Annotated in this window: 14 protein-coding genes; 5 read left to right on the plus strand and 9 right to left on the minus strand. The window is 73.2% G+C overall.

What is annotated here, in order from left to right; all coding sequences use genetic code 11:
• Nucleotides 1-18 precede the first annotated feature (18 nt).
• Entirely contained in the window at nt 19-1056 is a 1038-nt protein-coding gene (locus tag BMY61_RS06105; protein WP_082014819.1) for a PDR/VanB family oxidoreductase, read from the plus strand.
• 61 nt (nt 1057-1117) lie between these two features.
• Here the strand turns inward: BMY61_RS06105 and BMY61_RS06110 are convergent, their stop codons facing one another.
• The 8 genes from BMY61_RS06110 to BMY61_RS06145 all read right to left on the minus strand — a co-directional run bounded on the left by BMY61_RS06110 (nt 1118) and on the right by BMY61_RS06145 (nt 10536).
• On the minus strand, nt 1118-3331 hold the full coding sequence (locus BMY61_RS06110) for an MMPL family transporter (protein ID WP_042443911.1): 2214 nt from the start codon (nt 3329-3331) through the stop codon (nt 1118-1120).
• A 103-nt stretch (nt 3332-3434) separates the two neighbouring features.
• Nucleotides 3435-3671, minus strand: a complete 237-nt coding sequence (locus tag BMY61_RS06115) for an acyl carrier protein (protein WP_052438426.1) — start codon at nt 3669-3671, stop codon at nt 3435-3437.
• A 2-nt stretch (nt 3672-3673) separates the two neighbouring features.
• A complete protein-coding gene (locus BMY61_RS06120; protein ID WP_042443913.1) occupies nt 3674-5617 on the minus strand; it encodes an HAD-IIIC family phosphatase in 1944 nt (647 codons plus the stop codon).
• A gap of 71 nt (nt 5618-5688) precedes the next feature.
• Nucleotides 5689-6792 carry a ketoacyl-ACP synthase III family protein gene (locus BMY61_RS06125; RefSeq protein WP_143094183.1) on the minus strand — a complete coding sequence of 368 codons (1104 nt, stop codon included), beginning with the start codon at nt 6790-6792 and terminating at the stop codon, nt 5689-5691.
• Nucleotides 6793-6879: 87 nt separating this feature from the next.
• On the minus strand, nt 6880-7437 hold the full coding sequence (locus tag BMY61_RS06130; RefSeq protein WP_042443916.1) for an SRPBCC family protein: 558 nt from the start codon (nt 7435-7437) through the stop codon (nt 6880-6882).
• Nucleotides 7438-7448: 11 nt separating this feature from the next.
• Nucleotides 7449-8699, minus strand: a complete 1251-nt coding sequence (locus tag BMY61_RS06135; RefSeq protein ID WP_042443917.1) for an FAD-dependent monooxygenase — start codon at nt 8697-8699, stop codon at nt 7449-7451.
• A gap of 107 nt (nt 8700-8806) precedes the next feature.
• Nucleotides 8807-9550: a thioesterase II family protein gene (locus tag BMY61_RS06140; protein WP_042443919.1), complete on the minus strand. Its 744-nt coding sequence runs from the start codon at nt 9548-9550 to the stop codon at nt 8807-8809.
• Nucleotides 9547-10536 (minus strand): alpha/beta fold hydrolase, encoded by a 990-nt coding sequence (locus BMY61_RS06145; protein ID WP_042443921.1) that lies wholly within the window; start codon nt 10534-10536, stop codon nt 9547-9549. Before BMY61_RS06145 ends, BMY61_RS06140 begins: the two co-directional genes overlap by 4 nt.
• A 202-nt stretch (nt 10537-10738) precedes the next feature.
• Here BMY61_RS06145 and BMY61_RS06150 point away from each other — a divergent pair, with 202 nt between their 5' ends.
• Complete coding sequence (locus BMY61_RS06150) at nt 10739-11557, plus strand: 4'-phosphopantetheinyl transferase family protein (protein WP_052438428.1); 819 nt, start codon at nt 10739-10741, stop codon at nt 11555-11557.
• Nucleotides 11558-11723: 166 nt separating this feature from the next.
• Nucleotides 11724-14777 carry an AfsR/SARP family transcriptional regulator gene (locus tag BMY61_RS06155; protein ID WP_161791211.1) on the plus strand — a complete coding sequence of 1018 codons (3054 nt, stop codon included), beginning with the start codon at nt 11724-11726 and terminating at the stop codon, nt 14775-14777.
• 70 nt (nt 14778-14847) lie between these two features.
• Here the strand turns inward: BMY61_RS06155 and BMY61_RS45970 are convergent, their stop codons facing one another.
• A complete protein-coding gene (locus BMY61_RS45970) occupies nt 14848-14997 on the minus strand; it encodes a hypothetical protein (protein WP_161791212.1) in 150 nt (49 codons plus the stop codon).
• Between the two features lie 203 nt (nt 14998-15200).
• Here BMY61_RS45970 and BMY61_RS06160 point away from each other — a divergent pair, with 203 nt between their 5' ends.
• Together BMY61_RS06160 and BMY61_RS06165 are read left to right on the plus strand one after the other, a co-directional pair.
• Nucleotides 15201-15749, plus strand: a complete 549-nt coding sequence (locus BMY61_RS06160; protein ID WP_143094184.1) for a luciferase domain-containing protein — start codon at nt 15201-15203, stop codon at nt 15747-15749.
• Nucleotides 15715-16710 (plus strand): AfsA-related hotdog domain-containing protein, encoded by a 996-nt coding sequence (locus tag BMY61_RS06165; protein ID WP_052438430.1) that lies wholly within the window; start codon nt 15715-15717, stop codon nt 16708-16710. The genes BMY61_RS06160 and BMY61_RS06165 overlap by 35 nt, the downstream gene beginning before the upstream one ends.
• Nucleotides 16711-16717: the final 7 nt, after the last annotated feature.

A 16717-nucleotide genomic window follows, 5' to 3' on the forward strand; every position in this document is an offset into this window, starting at 1 on the left:
TGACCACGGGTGAACATCATGCGGATCCTCAAGGGGGGCGCGCGACGGCGCCCCCGCGGCGAGGAGTCGGCCGCCCCCGCGTCGACGGCGCCGGTCCTCGGCGAGCTGCGGCTGATCGTGACCGCCAGGACCGAACCGGCCGCCGGTATCGCCGCGTTCGAGCTGCGCGCCGTCGACGGCAGCCCGCTTCCGGCCTGGGCGCCCGGCGCCCATGTCGAGCTGCTGCTCCCCCAGGACGGCGGCCGCACCCTGCTGCGCCAGTACTCCCTCTGCGGCGACGTGGCCGACCGGGAGCGCTGGCGCGTCGCCGTGCTCCGGGAGCCGGAGAGCCGGGGCGGCTCGGCGCTGCTGCACGAGCAGGTGGCCGTCGGTGACGTGCTGACGGCACGTGGGCCCCGCAACGACTTCCCCTTCGCGGCCGGAACCGCCCACCTGTTCGTCGCGGGGGGCATCGGCATCACGCCGCTGCTGCCCATGATCGGCGCGGCGGAGGCGGCCGGTGCCGACTGGCGGCTGCTGTACGGCGGCCGCACCCGGACGTCCATGGCCTACCTGGACGAGCTGGCAGCCTACGGCGACCGGGTGGAGCCGCGCCCGCAGGACGAGTTCGGCCTGCTGGACCTTGACGCGGCGCTCGCCGCCCTGGACGCCGGGACGTCGGTGTACTGCTGCGGCCCGGAGCCGCTGCTGGCGGCGCTGGAGGAGCGCTTCGCCGCGCTGCCGGACGCCGCGGCCCGCGGCCTCTCCCTGCACGTGGAGCGCTTCACCGCCGCCCCGCAGGAGCCCGGTGAGGAGTTCGAGGTCGAGCTCGCCCGGACCGGCAAGGTGCTGCGCATCGCGGCGGACATGTCGATCCTCGACGCGGTCGAGGAGGCCGGCGTCCCGACCACCCCCTCCTGCCGCCAGGGCACCTGCGGCAGCTGCGAGACGCCCGTCCTGTCGGGCGAACCCGAGCACCGTGACAGCACCCTCAGCGACTCCGAGCGCGAGGCGGGCGACATCATGCTGATCTGCGTCTCCCGCTGCCGTGGCGAGCGGCTCGTGCTGGACCTCTGAGCAGGCTCAACGACGTGGGGCCCGGTCCGGAGAATCCGGACCGGGCCCCACTGTCGTGCACTCAGACGGCGGAGGTGGCCAGGTCCGGGTCGGCGACCGGAGCCGCCTCGGCCGCCGGCTCCTCCTCGACGGAGCCGCCCTCGTTCACGCCGAAGCGGGCGTGGAACGCGCGCAGCGGGCCCGGGGCCCACCAGGCCGCCTTGCCGAGCAGCGCCATCAGGGCGGGGACCAGCAGGGTGCGGACGACGGTCGCGTCGATCAGGACGGCGAAGGCCGCGCCGATGCCCAGCTCCTTGATGAAGGTGAGGTGGGAGATGCCCAGCGCGCCGATGGCGACGACGAAGAGCAGCGCCGCGGAGGTCACGATGCCGCCGGTGCGCGAGAGGCCGACGGCCACCGCGCCGCGCTCGTCCTGGCCCTTGCCGCGGGCCTCCTTGATCCGGCCGAGCAGGAAGACGTTGTAGTCGGTGGAGAGGCCGAAGGCGAGCGCGAAGAGGATGACCGGCGAGGTCTCCTCCAGTGCGCCGGTGGCGGTGAAGTCGAGCAGGGAACCAAGGTGGCCGTGCTGGAAGACGAAGACCAGCATGCCGAACGAGGCGGCGACCGACAGGGCGTTCATCAGCAGGCCCTGGACGGCGAGCCAGACCGAGCCGGTGAACAGGAAGAGCAGCAGCATGGTCAGCGCGGCCAGCAGCAGGCCGGCGGGCAGCAGGTGGTCGCCGATGCTGGCGCGCTGCGCGAGGAAGTCGGCCGTGGCGCCGGTGAACCGGGCCGTGGTCGGCGCGGCGACACGCTCCAGCTGCTGCACCGCGGTGAGCGAACTCGCCTGCAGCGGCTGGCCGGAGAGGGCGACGTCGATCTCCTGGTGGTCGGCTCCGAGCGCGACGGGCGCGCTGACGGCACGGACACCGGACACCTGGCCGAGGCGGGTGGCGTAGTCGGCCACCGCGGAGGCGCTCGCGCCGCCGTCGAGGACGATCCGGGCGGCGGCCGGCTGCTGCGCGAACTCGGTGGAGAGCTGCTGCGCGACCTGGCCGGAGCTGGTGGAGAGCGGCAGCACCGAGGAGTCGACGCCGGTGAACTTGATCCCCAGCATCGGCGAGGCGATGACCAGCAGCACCGCCACGCCGCCGATGGCGTAGACGACCGGACGGCGCATCACGCCGCGGGCGAGCCGCTCCCAGCGGCGCACCACGCGCTCGGCGCTCGCGGCGCGGCCGCGACCGAAGGAGAGCGCGTCGATCCGCCGGCCCAGCACGGCGAGCACCGCGGGCAGCACCAGCAGCGCGAAGAACGCGGCGGACAGCACCGTCAGGATGCCGGCGCTGCCGAGCGAGCGCAGGTAGGGCAGCGGGAAGACGAGCAGCGCGGAGAGCGCCACGGCGACGGTGAACGCGCTGAAGGCGACGGTGCGGCCGGCCGTCAGCACGGTGCGGCGCAGCGCCGGGGCGGTGTCGGTGACGCCGCGCGCCTGGTCGGCGGCGAGCTCCTCGCGGAAGCGGGAGACGATCAGCAGGCTGAAGTCGATGCAGAGGCCGAGCCCGAGGGCGAAGATCAGGTCCATCGCGCTGGCGGAGACCGAGGTGACGGTGGTGAGCACCCGGGTCAGCGCCATCGCCAGCATCATCGCGAAGATGCCGCCGACCAGCGGGATGAACGCCGCCACCAGGCCACGGAAGACGAAGAAGAGCAGGACCAGCAGGATCGGCAGCGCGATCGTCTCGCCGAGGCCGAGGTCCTTGGTGGAGACGTCGGCGACCTGGACGTGGCCGGGGGTGGCGCCGCCGACCAGGGTGGTGCCCGCCAGCAGCGGATCGGCCGCGACGGCGGCCTGCAGCGCCTTGACGGCGTCGACGTCACCCGGCGAGGGCAGCGGGCCCAGCTCGGCGACGACGGCAGTGCTGTGGCCGTCGGTGGAGATCAGCGTGGGCATCTTGGAGTCGGCGAAGTCCAGCACCTGCTTGACCTCGGGCCGCGCCTTGAGCACCTTGACGGCCTCGGCGACGGCGGCCGGGGCGGCCGAGTCGGCAGTGAGCTTCTCGTCGGAGCGGACCAGCAGCACGTAGCCCTGCTGCGGGTCGATCCCGGTGGCGCGCTGAATGGTCTGCCGCGCGGCCACGTTGGCGCCGCTCGGGTCGTCGTAGTCGGAGGCGCCGTTGGTCAGCTTCTGCTGGAGGGAGCCGCCGACCGCGCCGGCGAGGACGAGGAGCACCAGGGCGGCGAGGAGGGCGAGTCGGCGTCGTTTGTGCATCAGCGTGGCGATTGAGGCGAACATGTCATCAGTGCTTTCGTCCGAAGGCGGAGGGGGCAGCAGGTTCAGCGGGAAATGCCCGAGGGGCCGGGCACGGTGCGGGGGAACACCGTGCCCGGCCCAGCTCTCAGGCGGTCAGTACGTCGTAGATGCCGCGCAGGCTCCGCTCCGCGAGCACGCGGCCGACCGGCACCCGCTTGCCGGTCCGCTTCTCGACGGCCGCGACCAGGCGCAGCGTCTGCAGCGAGTCCCAGGCGACGACGCGGTCGAAGTCGGACTCCAGGTCGCTCTGGGCGAGCGGCAGGGCCAGCTCGTCACGGACGAGCTCGAGGAAGGAGTCCTCGGTCAGCACGGTCACGGTCATGGTCAGGAGCCTCCGAGGTCGGCGTCGAGGTGGACATAGGTGGGGACCTCGGGCAGCGCGGCGAGCGAGTGGGTGAAGCCGAGCTCGCCCTCCTCCGTCTCGCTGGTCTGCTCGAAGCCCAGGCTGGGCCAGAAGTCCTTGACCCGGTGGTTCTTCTTGGTGGGCCGGTAGGCCGCGGTCACCTCGGTGACGCCGAGCCCGTCGCGGGCATGGGCGAGCAGCGACGCCACCGTCGTCTGCTCGATCCCGCGCGCGAAGACGCGGCAGCTGAGGATCAGGTTGTCGATGTGCAGGCGCTCGCCCTCGCGGTGGGCGAAGAGCGCGCCGACGACGCCGTTGTCGCCGAAGCGGTCGCCCGAGCGGACCGAGAGCACCAGGTGCGCCGGGTCGTCGAGCCGGGCCCGCACCTCGGCGGGCTGGAGGCGCTCGGTGGTCAGGTTGAACTGGTTGGTGCGCAGCGTCAGCTGGGCCACCCGGGCGAGGTCGCCGTCACCGACGACCGCCACCTGGACCTTCACGCCCAGCTTGTCCAGGTACTCCTCCATCGAGCCACTGGAGTCCAGCAGGTCCTGGCGGTCCGCCTCGACCCGGTAGAGCGCGCCGCGCTCGCGGTCCTCCGCCGTCAGCTCGCGCACGTCGAACCAGCCGTCGGCCAGCAGCTTGTCGATGTGCAGGGCCGGCTCCTCGTCGAGCCGGACCACCGCGACCTCGGGCAGGCTGGAGGCGACCAGGCCGGTTTCGAACGGGGAGTCGTCGACGAAGACGAAGCTGTCGATCCCCAGGTTGAGCCGGTCGGCGATGTCCCGCAGGTTGGCGTCCTTCGGGTTCCAGTTGGCGTTGATCCGGACGAAGTCGGTGTCACGCAGCTGCATGTCCGGGTGGGTGCGCAGCACCTCCAACACCGGCTCCTGGTCGTTCTTGCTGCTGATCGCGAGCAGCACGCCCTGGGAGCCGATCTGCCGGACGATCTTCTGGAAGTTACCGAAGGCCTCGCCGCGGAAGGTGGTCGCGGCGGCGATGCCGTCCGCGCCGTCGTCCCCGAGGATGCCGTCCCACATGGTGTTGTCCAGGTCGACCACGAGGACCTTCTTGGACCGGCCCTTCAGGGTCCGGGCCAGGTGGCCGATCTCGCGGGCGTAGCGGGCCAACAGCTCCTCGCCGAGGTTGGCCTTGGCGTAGGAGGCCATCCGCGGCTCGTTCAGCGAACCGCCCTGGGCGACCAGCGGGTCCAGGTCGACGACCACGACGCGCTCGTGCCTGGCCGCCAGCTTCAGCAGCCCGGCGTTGAACTCGCGCCAGGCGACGCCGAGCGCGGCACGGGACTTGAGGTCCACCAGCTGGTGGGTGTGGTGGCGGTGCAGCGGCAGGGTGTTGAGAACCAGCGTGCCCGCGCCCTCGCGCGCCGCGAAGCGTTCGACCAGCACCGCGAGCTGGGCCAGCTTGCCGGTGGCCGCCCGCTCCAGGTCCTCGACCCGCCAGACGGGAGGCAGCTCGTCGAAGACGGCCTGGGCGTCCAGGATCACCAGCGCCAGGTCGGTGCCGGCGGTGTGCAGGTGGCTCTCGGGGTCCTGCAGCTCACGCAGGTAGCCGTCGAAGTCCCCGAGGGAGAGCCGCAGCGCGAAGCCGTGCCGGGCCAGTTCGGCGGTGAGCGGACCGGCGACCGGGCCCACCGTGGAGTGGCCGGCCACCGCGACGCTCACGACGGTGGTGTCCGGGTGGGCGGCCAGGATGTCGTCGGGGGCGACCCGGGCCAGGAACTGCCCGGCGCGGGCCAGGTCCGCGGTGCCGCTCTCCCCGGCCGCCACCTCGGCCAACAGGCTCGGCAGCGAGGGGAACTCGGCGGCAAGGCGGCCCTCGGTGTTCAGGGCGCGGAGCCGGTCGAAGGCGGACTCCGGCTCCGGTCCGCTCGCCTCCGCACCGGGCGGGGTGGTCGCGACCGTGGTCATGGTGTCTGGTCTCCTCACTGGGCGTCTGTTCACAGGGCGTGGAATCAGGAGGCGGTGCGGGGCAGTCGGATTCAGTGGTCCGGTTCGGCTGCGAGGGTCGTGGGTGCGAGGGTCGTGGATGCGGGAGGCGTGGGTGCGAGAGGCGTGGATGCGAGCAGTTGCAGCACGGCCGCGCTCCACACCACGCCCGTCCCGGCGCCGACGACGAGCACGTGGTCGCCCGCGGCGAGCGGCTCGGTGCGCACGAGGTGGTCGAGGCCGACGAACTGGTCGGCGGCGCCCATGTGGCCGAGGTCCCGGCCCCACGCGTGGAGGGTGCGTTCGGGGTCCAGGCCCAGCGGTTCCCACAGGCCCCACCGGGCCACCGGCAGGCCGAGGTTGGCGTGGACGACACGGGCGACGTCGGCGGTCTTCAGCCCGCCGGCCTCGTCCAGGGCCTGTTCCACCACGGTGCGGAGCCGGTCCGTCATGGTGGCCATGGCCCCGCGCAGTCGCTGCTCGTCCCCGGCGAAGTGGGCCCGCTTGCGGGCGGCGAGCGAGACCGGCCGCCCGTCCGCGAAGGGCGCGGGCGTCCACTCCGTGCCCCGGTACACGGCCTCCAGCGAGGAGTCCGCGCGGGTGACCGTGCTCAGCACCCGGGCGAAGCCGCCGGAGCGGGACAGCACGACGGCACCGGCGCCGTCCCCGAAGACCTGCTGGTCGTCCAGGGTCCAGCGGTCGACGTAGGGCAGGTGGAAGGAGTCGCCGGCGGTGACCAGCGCCGCCGGGGTGTCCGGCCTGGCCACCAGCCAGGAGGCGGCGAGTTCGAGGGCGACCAGGCCGCCCACCGAACCCTGCCGCACCTCGGCGGTGGCGGCGTGGCCGCCGACGGAGTGCTGTTGCACGTAGGACGCGGGCGTCCACAGGTCCTGGCCCTGGTGGCCGGAGCCCGCGTGCACGACCAGCCCGAACTCCTCGGCGGCGAGGCCCGACCGGGCCACCGCGAGGCGCGCGGCGGAGGCCGCCATCACGGCCGGGCCCTCTGTCCGCGGGTCGGCCACCCGGACCGCACGGATACCGTTGGCGGCGTCCGCGTCCGCGGTGTACCGGCCGGCGGCGACGGCCTCGGCGGCCGTCTCCCGACGGTCCGGCAGACAGGCACCCAGGCCCGCCAGATACAGACTGTCCCAGCGCACGGCCACCTCCTCCTCACAGTGCGTTCGTCGACGGCGGGTTCTTCGACGGCGGGTACTTCGACAGCAGAGCCACCGTCGCAACAGGGGCTAAAGCTGGTCTTGCGTCGCCGCCGCGTGCGCGCGCGGCGCGGCCGACCGGGCCGCCTCGGCGACCCGCTGGAGCTCGGCCATCCAGGAGACGAGCGAGTCGCGCAGCTTCGCGTCGCTGTAGTAGAGCGGCAGCAGCGGGCCGGACATGGACTCCTCGGCGGTCACCCAGGTGCCGTCGCCGTCGGCGACCAGCAGTTGGCGGTGGACCGCCTTGGCCAGGAAGCCGCCGCAGACGCCGGTCCAGCTGATCTCCTGCTCGGGCGCGAGCACGGCGATCCGGGAGTCGATCCGGTGGATCCCGTTGCGCCAGTGGAACGGCCGGTCCACGGCCACCCCGTGCGGCAGCTGCACGTCGGTGATCCCGGCGCTCCAGTCGGGCCACCGCGCGATGTCGGCGAGGTGGCCCCAGACCACGTCCACCGGCGCGTCGATCCGCACCCGGTAGGTGGCCCGGACGTGGGCGTGCTCGTCCAGGCGGCCGCGCTTGGCGTAGAAGTCGTGCAGGTCCTCGATGTTCGGCCCGGAGGAGAAGAGCCGCAGCAGCTTCGTCAGCATCGTGTCGCCCCTCAGCCCGCGACCACGGCCGGAGCCTTGCGGCCCAGCTCCCGGTCGACCGGGTCGATCTCGTGCGGCGCGTTGATGACGCGGTCGAACATCTTGTACTTGACCGGCAGCTTGTCCAGCAGGCGGTAGCGGGCGCGGCGGGCGAGCTTCTGCAGCGGGCTGTTCTTGGACAGCGCGTCCTCCTGCATCCGCTGGAACTTGGTGACGAACCGCTTGTGCGTCCGGCGCTGCTGCACGAATCCGGCCAACTGCCGCTCGGTCACCGGGCCCTGGCCATCGGCCAGGGCCCGGGCGATGACGGGGGTGAGCACGATGGCGTCCTGCAGGGCGACGTTGACGCCCTGGCCGAGGATCGGGGTGCAGGTGTGGGAGGCGTCGCCGATCAGCACCAGGCCGTCGCGGGACCAGCGGTCCAGCTCGGCGGTGAAGATCTCCAGGAACGAGGTGTCGTCCCAGGAGGTCAGGTGCTCGTGGACGAGCGGCGCGATCCGCTCGTCCAGGGCCGCGATGCCGTCGCGGAAGGATTCGAAGCCGGCCCGCTTCAGCTGGCTGAGGCCCTTCTTGGGCAGGTTGTGGCCGATCCGCAGCAGGTCGGGGAAGGTCGGCAGGACCATGATGTGCTTCTCGCCGTCGGCGATCAGCTCGGCCTCGTGCTTCCAGCCGGCGGGGCGCGGCAGCTTGAAGGAGAGGAAGTCGCGGGCCATCGGCTGGACGTCGGCCTCCAGCCCGGCCGCCCGCCGCACCTTGGAGAAGCGGCCGTCGGCGCCGACCACCAGTCGGGCCCGGACGGTGGTGCGCGTCCCGTCGGCCTCCTTGAGCACGGCGCCGCGGACGACGCCGTCCTCGACGACGAGGTCGGTGAAGGCGGTGCCGGCGCCGTAGGAGAAGCTCGGCAGCGCGGTGGCGGCGTCGTGGAAGATCCCGATCAGGCTCGGCTGCGGGATGTCGATCGGCAGGGTGCCGATCGGGAAGCGGCGGTAGTCGACATGCAGGACGTCGCGCCCCTCCATCCGCATGGTCACGGCCTCGGTCTCCAGGAAGCCGTGCGCGTCGAGCGCGGGACCGAAGCCCAGGCCGCGCAGCGAGTCCACGGAGGGCGCGGCCAGGGTCTCGCCGCGGAACTCGCGGTCGAAGGTGGTCTGCCGCTCGACCACCAGCACCGCGATGCCGCGGCGCGCCAGCAGGGTGCCCAGCAGCGCCCCGGCGGGGCCACCACCGACGATCAGCACGTCGGTCTCGGTCGTGACAGTCATCCTCAACTCCAAGGCGTGGGGCGGGCTCGGTTGCGACGCTAGGCAGCGCCTCTTGCGGTGGGCTTAAGGGGTGGGGCGCCGCCCGTGGGTGGCCGGACGGCGGGACGTCAACGCGCGAGCAGGGCCAGGTCGTCGACGGCGCGGCCGAGGTCGTCGAGGAAGAACTGTTCGTCGTCGCGCAGGTAGAAGTGGCCGCCGGGCAGGGTGCGCATGGTGAAGCCGCAGCCGGCGTACTGGACCCACTCGGCGACCTCGGTCGGCGTCACCAGGGCGTCGTGCTGACCGGCGTAGGCGTGCAGCGGAACGGGGAGCGGGTCACCGGCGACCGGGGCCGCGCACAGGCGCAGGTCGTCGCGGGCCACGGGCAGCAGCGCGCTGAGCCACTCGGGATGGTCCAGCAGGATCCTCGGTATGCCGCCGAGGCCGACCAGCGTGTCGATCAGCTCCTCGTCGCCCACGTCGGAGCCGCCGAGCTTGGGCGCGGGCAGGTGCGGCGCCCGGAAGGCGCTGACCACCAGGGCCTCGGGCAGCCGCTCCCCCAGCAGGTAGCGGTGCTGGGCGAGGGAGAAGGCGAGCAGTGCCCCCATGCTGTGGCCGAACAGCACGTGCGGGCGCTCCAGTTCGGGCCCCAGCTCCTCGTGCAGTTCGGCGATCAGCGGGGCCAGCTCGGTGAACCGCGGTTCGGCGCCGCGTCCCTCCCGGCCGGGCAGCTGGACCGGGAGCACCTCCACCCGGTCGCCGAGCCGGCGCTGCCAGCTCGCGTAGGCGGAGGCTCCGCCTCCGGCGTAGGGGAAGCAGAGGAGCAGAAGCCGGTCGTCGGGGACTCGTCGCGTGGGCAGGTATCGCGTCATGCGGACCTCATCAGGATGTCGGCGAGGCGCTGCGCCCGAGGGTTCGGCTGGTGGCCGCGCAGCATCATCCGCCACTGCTCGGGTCGGTAACCGGCCGGCTCGGTGGTGCTGATGAAGTCGTGCACCACCGAGACGAAGCGCTGCGGATCGCTGTGGAAGGGGAAGTGACCGGCGTTCTCGAACAGCTCCAGCCGGCTGCCGGGCATGGACACATGGGCGATCCCCGCGTGGATCGAGGGGACCACCTGGTCGCGCTCGCCCCAGACGAGCATGGTGGGCATGCCCTCGGTCAGGTAGCACCGGTCCAGCAGGGTGCCGACCTGGCCGCGGCTGTCGACCACGGCGCGCAGGGTGCGGATGAAGGCGTTCCGGGCCGCCGCGTCCGGCAGGGCGTCGACGGTGCGGATCAGGTCCGGGGCGTCCAGGCCGAGCCCGGTGTCGAGCTTCTGCAGCAGCCTGACCAGCAGGCTGACCTGGTACCGGACGGTCGGCAGGCGCAGGGCGGAGAGCACGAACTCCGCCCCGGGCAGCGAGGCGGCCCGCAGCAGCGGGGTCACCTCGCGGCCGACGCCGCCGGTGCCGACCAGCACCAGGCGCTCGGTGCGCTCCGGGAACTGGTAGGCGAACTGCATGGCGACGGCGCCGCCGAGCGAGTGCCCGACCAGCGTGACCCGTTCGATGCCGAGGACCGACAGCAGGTCGCGCATGCCGTTGGCGTAGGCGCCGACCGAGTAGTCCCCGCGGGGCTTGTCGGAGGCTCCGTGGCCGAGCAGGTCGGGGGCGATCACCCGGTAGTGGGGGGCGAGTCCGCGGATGACCGGGTTCCAGGTCACCGAGGAGTCCCCGATGCCGTGGATCAGCAGGACCGCGGAGCCCTGTCCGGCCATCCGGAAGGCGCGGCGGTAACCGTGCACCGTCCGGGTGCGCAGCCGCACCTCGCCCTTCGGCCTGCCGGGGCTCTGCCCCGGCGTACCGCTCTCTGGCACGGCCCACTCCCTCCACCCGGGTCTCTGGCGCTTGCGCGGTCCGAGCGTGGGACGGCTGATTTGCATCTCCCTTAAGCCGCGTCGGCCGGCGGCGAACCACCGCGAGCCCTCGCGGGTCACCACCGGCCGCCTAGCGCGGCTTTAGGCGGGCTCCACAGACTCGCCGGTGCCGTGCCAATGCCGGGTGAGCCAGGAGGGGACCGTGCACCAGATCCCGCATCAGACCGCAGACGGGACCGGACTGCTGCCGCCCGCGGGCCACCGGCCGGCCCGCGGAGTGGTGGAGCTGTGGCTGCTGCGGCCGGACGCCGCGCAGCTGGCCGCCGCCGAGCGGCTGCTGCCGCTGCTGGACGCCGAGGAGCGGGCCAGGATCGACCGGTGCGGCGACGACGAGCGGCGCGCCTCGCTGCTCGCCTCGCACGTCTCGCTGCGCCTGCTGCTGGGCGCCTACCTGGGGCAGGCGCCCGACCAGGTGCGGGTGGAGCGGGCGCCGTGCCGGGGCTGCGGGCGGCCGCACGGGCGGCCGGTGGTCGGTGCCGAGCCGGGGCTGCACTTCTCGCTGTCCCACACGAACGGCATGGCCCTGCTCGCCTTCGCCTCCACCCCGGTCGGGGTGGACGTGGAGAGCCTCGCCTCGGTGCCGGGCACCGAGTTGGTGCCCCTGCTGCACCCGGCCGAGCAGCGGGCGATCCGCGCCCTTCCGCCCGAGGACCAGGAGCGGGCCTTCCTGCACTGCTTCGTGCGCAAGGAGGCCTATCTGAAGGGCACCGGCGACGGCCTGTGGGCGGAGCTGGACAGCTTCTGCGTCGGCTTCGGCGGGCACGGGCCCTCGACCCTGGAGCCGTCCGCCCTCGAGCCCTGGGCCTTCGCCCAGGTCGCCACGGAGCCGACCCACGGCGCCGCGGTGGCCCTGCTGATGTCCGGCGCGGTCCGTCCTCGGATGCGTCGGCGTGACGTCCAACTTCCCGACTGGGCAATGTTCGTGACACATCAAGAGAACAAACCCACCAGTAACGCCTGAGCCCTCCTATACTCCACCGACAACGGCATGGCGGAATCGACTCCGCCGGTCGCGGGGGCAGTGTGCTGGTGGGGGGGTTATGGTGTCGGCACCGGAGGGTCTGTCCTTTGCGGTTCTCGGTCCCTTGGAGTGCTGGCACGACGGGCTACGCGTCCCACTCGGAGGCGTGCTACCCGAACGGATGCTGGCCCTGCTGCTGATCGAGGCCGGACGCACGGTCTCGGTCTCCCGGCTGGTGGACGCGGTCTGGGACACCGCTCCTCCGGCCACGGCCAACCACCAGGTCCGCAAGATGGTCGCCGGCCTGCGCAACCGGATCCCGTCCGGCCGCGAGGTGCTGCAGACCGACGGCCTCGGCTACCGCGTCGTGCTCGCGCCCGAGCAGCTCGACCTGGGCGTCTTCACGGTCCGGCTGCGCCGCAGCCGCGAGGCCGCCGCGGCGGGTCTGCGGGAGAACGCGATCGAGGAGCTGCGGGCGGGCCTGGACCTGTGGCGCGGTCCGCTGCCGGCCGGGAGCGGCGGCGCGTCGCTGGACGCCGTCTTCGCCGAGCTCTGCGAGCTGCGCCTGACGGCGGTCGAGGAGCTGGTCACCCTCCGTCTGGAGACGGACTCCGGGCCGGACCTGATCGGGGAGCTGCGTCGGCTCACGGCCGAGCACCCGCTGCGGGAACGGCTGCTGGGCCATCTGATGCTGGCCCTGTACCGCTCGGGCCGCCAGGCCGAGGCGCTGGCGGAGTACACCAGACTGCGCGAGCGGCTGGCCGAGGAGCTGGGCATCGACCCGTGCCCGCATCTGGTGGAGCTGCACGGTGCCATCCTGCGCGGCAGCCCCGAGCTGTCCCCGCCCGCCGCCGCCCGCCCGGACTCGCCCTCCCGGACGAGGACCGCGCGAACCGGGACCGCCGAGGAACCCGACAACGGCGCGCCCGACGGCGCTGCTCCCGAGCACGCGGCCGGCGGCGGTGCGGCCGCGGGCGGTGCGGTCCCCGCCGGTGGGGCTCCCGCGACGGAGCACCGCGCGCCCAACTCGCTCCCCTACGACGTCCCCGACTTCACGGGCCGCCAGCAGGAGCTGGCGGAGCTGCTGCGCCAGGCCGAGCCGGGGCCGCGGACCACCATCGTGTGCCTGGAGGGCATGGGCGGCTCCGGCAAGACCACCCTCGCCGTGCACGCCGCCCACCGCCTCGCCGCGCGGTACCCGGACGGGCAGCTCTGCATCGACCTGGCCGGGTTCACGCCCGGGGCGGCTCCGCTCGAGCCCGGCGCGGCGCTCGACGTGCTGTTGCGGACGCTGAACGTGCCCGGCGAGAGGATCCCCGACGAGCTGCTCAGTCGCATCGCGCTGTGGCGGGTCGTCACCGCGCACCGGCGGATGCTGGTGCTGCTGGACAACGCCGTCGACGCGCACCAGGTCCAGCCGCTGCTGCCGGCCTCCCCCGGCAGTCTGGTGCTGGTGACCAGCCGGGTACGGCTGAGCGGGCTGGACGGGGCCCGCGTCGTCCCGGTGGATGTCATGAGCGTGGCAGACAGCGAGGAGCTGCTGGCCCGGGTTCTCGGCGACGAGCGGGTCGCCGCCGAACCGGTGGCCACCGGTCAGCTGATCGACCAGTGCGGGCGGCTGCCGATCGCCCTGCGCATCTCGGCGGGCCGTCTGGCCGACCGACCCCGGTGGACTCTGGCACACCTCGCCGAACGGCTGGGTGAGGAGAACCGACGACTGCGTGAACTCCGCGACGGTGCCCGCAGCGTGGCCGCGAGCATCAGCCTGTCGTTCGAGGCCATGACCGAGGAGCTGCAGGCCGCCTTCCGAAGACTCGGCGTCCTCCCGGGCAACAGCTTCGACGCCCACGCCGCCGCCGCGCTGTTCGGCTGCGACGTCTACGAGGCGATGGACCTGCTGGAGGAGCTGGTCGACGTCAACCTGCTGCGGCAGCAGTCCGAGGACCACTACTCCTGCCACGACCTGGTCCGCAGCTACGCCCACCGGCTGGTGGAGTCCGAGCCGCTGCCCGAGGACGACGAAGCGCTGGAACGCCTGCTGGACCACTACTACCTGGCGCTGGCCGCCGCATCCGAGCGGCTCCACCCGGGCAAGCAGATCGACCACCGCGAGGGCGCCTGGCGGCCGGCCCTGCCGCTGCACTTCCCGGAAGCCGAGCAGGCACTCGGCTGGCTGCAGCGGGAACGGGTCAACCTGGTCACCGCCGTCCGACTGGCGCGCCGTCAGCGACGGTACTGGCACGCCGTGATGCTGCCGCGCCACCTGAGCGAGTACCTCTCCCTCTACGGCCACCTCCAGCAGAGCCTGGAGGTGGAACAGGAGGCCGTCGCCGCGGCCGAGCAGATCGGCGACGACGAACTGTGGTTGCACGCCCGGCTCAACCTCGCCGCGTCGCTGTGGAACCTGAGCCGCCACGAGGAGGGGTTGGACCAGACCCGGGCGGCGCTGGAGCTCGCGACCGGGAGCGGGAACGCGCTGGCCGAGGCGATGTGCCTGAGTCGGATCGGGCTCTTCCACAGCCAGTTGGGCGAGTTCTCGGAGAGCCTGCGGCACCTGGAGCGGGCCCAGGAGATTCAGCGACGGCTCGGCGGGGCGCGCGAGCTGGCCGGGATCGCGGTCTCCATCAGCTCGGCCTGCGGCTACCTCGGGCGCTACGACCGATCGGCCGAAGCGGCGCGCGAGGCGGCCTCGCTCTACCAGGACCTCGGCGAGGTGCTGGGCGAGACCCTGGCGCTGGTCAACCTCGCCAACGCCGACGTGGGCCAGGACGACCCCCGGGCCGCTCTCGACCGTCTCCAGCACGCCTGGGGGCTGGCCCAGCAGCGCCGTGACCGCGCCTACACCTCGCTGGTGGTGGCCCGTCTGACGCAGGTGCAACTGCTGCTCGGCGACCGCACGGCGGCACGTCGCGGCGCCGGGGTGATCCGGGAGGCGCTCTCCGCCGGCCTCAACCCCTCGCGCGCGGTGACCCTGAAGAACGTCCTCGGCTCCGTGCACTTCGCCTGGTCCCAGTTCCAGGAGGCCCGCCGCTGCCTGGAGGAGGCGCTGGAGCAGGCGGAACGCATCGGCTTCCGCCTGGGCGAGGCGGAGGCCCGCCAGGGTCTGGCCCGGGTGCTCACCGCCCTGGGCGAGACCGACACGGCCACCTCCCACAGGACCAGGGCGCAGGCGCTGTTCGACACGATGGCCATCCCGCTGGGGCACGTGCGCACCAGCTGACGACGGGTGCCGCCCGCGAACGACGAGAGCCCGGCTCCTCCAGGAGCCGGGCTCTGCGCTGTTCACCCGGTCAGGGCGTCGCCGACGCCGAGTTGGGCGTGACCTGCGCGGTGTTCCAGATCTGGGTGTCCGCCACACCGGTGCCGGTGGCGGAGACCATGCCCAGCAGAAGACCCGCGAACACGACGACCGCTCTGGTGACCGCACGCTGCTTGCTCATTGCCTGTTCCTCCCTGGTACGGACTGTCCTGGTGGGGATGGCAACCATCTTTCGTTCCCCCGTTCCCGGATCCGTTCCCACGCGGTACGGGGTCGGGGGAACGGCACGGGACTGCAACGGTAACGGCGAGGCCCAAATTTTCGGTGTGCACCAATCCACGAGTCGGCGACAGAGTTCGCGTACACGCACGAGGACGGTCGGGCATGGGTGACGACACCGATGACAGGGGTGGCGGGGCTCCCCAACTGCCGCCCCGGAGCGGCCGGCCCCCACTCGTGTCGGTCACCGGGCGGGTCGAGCAGGTCACCCAGCCCGCGCCGGCGGCACTGCAGCAGGTCCTGTTGGAGATGGCCGCCGCCCTGCCCGGGGTCAGGATCGGACCGTCCCTGGTGTGCGTCGAGGGCACCCGCGCCTTCCACGTACCCGCGGGCACCCAGCTGGCGAAGCGTCAGCTGCTCCTGGCCGACGGCGAGTTCGGTCATCTCCATCCCGTCTACGACGGGAGCCTGCACCTGCGGCTCCCGGACCCGGTGACGGCGCGGGCCGTCGCCGCCGGGTGGGCCCTGGCCGCCGAACCGGAGGGCTCCGTGCTGGTCTTCGCCCCGCGCGACCCGGAGGAGCTGGAAACCATCTGGCAGCTGGTGCTGGCTGCCTACCGCCACGCGGCGCCCGGTGGCGTGGCTGCGCAGACGACGAACGACGCCCAGGGAGACCCTCATGACGCAGACCCCGATCCGGCCGCAGACCGGTAGACCGGCTCCCCTGCCCGCCCCCGGCTACCACCTGGTGCACCGCCCCGACTCGCTCGAGGGGCTGATGAGCGGCACCACCGCGGCGGTGCCGCAGGAGTTCGGCATCTCCGTCCCGCTGGTGGTGGACCACCCCGTCCGCAACGAGGGCTCCCGCCGCCACGAGCTGCACGGACCGGTCGAGACCCTGCGCCAGGGCGCCCTGTTCGTCGCGCACCGCTACTTCCGGGTGCCGGCCGAGCGCCCCGTGGTCTTCGCCGCCACGGAGCTCACGGTCACCGAGCCCGACGCCTGGCTCCGTGGGCCCGACGGGTCCGGGCATCTGGAGATGGACCTGCTCCTGGAGCCCGCCGACGTGGTGGGCGGTGTCCCGCGCGGGCTGGAGTGCCGTGCGGACCTGCGCATCGACGGCCGGGACTGCGGCCGGGCCACCGCCCGGCTCGTCTTCCTGATGCCGAAGGTCTACCAGAACCACCGCCAGCGCGGACGGGTGCTCAGCCGCGCTGACGTGCGCCAGGGACCGCAGGTCATGGCCCGGAGCGACCGGCCGCAGCCGTCCGAGGTCGGGCGCGTCGACCCGGCCGACGTCGTCATCGGCCACGGCGGGATCGACGAGGACGACACGCTGACCGTGCAGGTGCTCACCGAGCCCGGCCACCCGCTCCACGCCGGGGGCGCCACGGACCACGTCCCCTCGGCCGTCCTGCTGGAGGCCAGCCGACAGACCGCCTTCTGGCACGCGGCGAGCCTCGGCGGCTTCGTCCCCGCCGACTGCCTGCTCACCGAATGGGCGGCGTCCTTCCAGGGCTTCGCCGAGCCCGACCTGCCACTGCACTGCACCTCCACGGCGGGGCCGGCCGAGCGTGACGGCGAGGGCCGCCCGCTGCGCCGGTTCACGCTGGTCCTCACCCAGGGCGCACGCCAGGTCGGCGTGATCCGGACATCGGTGCTGCAGCACTGCTGAGCGGGCA

Origin of the sequence: Streptacidiphilus jiangxiensis, assembly GCF_900109465.1 — a bacterium.
Classification (GTDB): domain Bacteria; phylum Actinomycetota; class Actinomycetes; order Streptomycetales; family Streptomycetaceae; genus Streptacidiphilus; species Streptacidiphilus jiangxiensis.

What these genes read in the sequence shown, in the direction of transcription:
- BMY61_RS06105 (WP_082014819.1), top strand. Translation starts at nt 19, where the DNA reads ATGCGGATCCTCAAGGGGGGCGCGCGACGGCGCCCCCGCGGCGAGGAG.
- BMY61_RS06110 (WP_042443911.1), bottom strand. Translation starts at nt 3,331, where the DNA reads ATGTTCGCCTCAATCGCCACGCTGATGCACAAACGACGCCGACTCGCC.
- BMY61_RS06115 (WP_052438426.1), bottom strand. Translation starts at nt 3,671, where the DNA reads ATGACCGTGACCGTGCTGACCGAGGACTCCTTCCTCGAGCTCGTCCGT.
- BMY61_RS06120 (WP_042443913.1), bottom strand. Translation starts at nt 5,617, where the DNA reads ATGACCACGGTCGCGACCACCCCGCCCGGTGCGGAGGCGAGCGGACCG.
- BMY61_RS06130 (WP_042443916.1), bottom strand. Translation starts at nt 7,437, where the DNA reads ATGCTGACGAAGCTGCTGCGGCTCTTCTCCTCCGGGCCGAACATCGAG.
- BMY61_RS06135 (WP_042443917.1), bottom strand. Translation starts at nt 8,699, where the DNA reads ATGACTGTCACGACCGAGACCGACGTGCTGATCGTCGGTGGTGGCCCC.
- BMY61_RS06140 (WP_042443919.1), bottom strand. Translation starts at nt 9,550, where the DNA reads ATGACGCGATACCTGCCCACGCGACGAGTCCCCGACGACCGGCTTCTG.
- BMY61_RS45970 (WP_161791212.1), bottom strand. Translation starts at nt 14,997, where the DNA reads ATGAGCAAGCAGCGTGCGGTCACCAGAGCGGTCGTCGTGTTCGCGGGT.
- BMY61_RS06160 (WP_143094184.1), top strand. Translation starts at nt 15,201, where the DNA reads ATGGGTGACGACACCGATGACAGGGGTGGCGGGGCTCCCCAACTGCCG.
- BMY61_RS06165 (WP_052438430.1), top strand. Translation starts at nt 15,715, where the DNA reads ATGACGCAGACCCCGATCCGGCCGCAGACCGGTAGACCGGCTCCCCTG.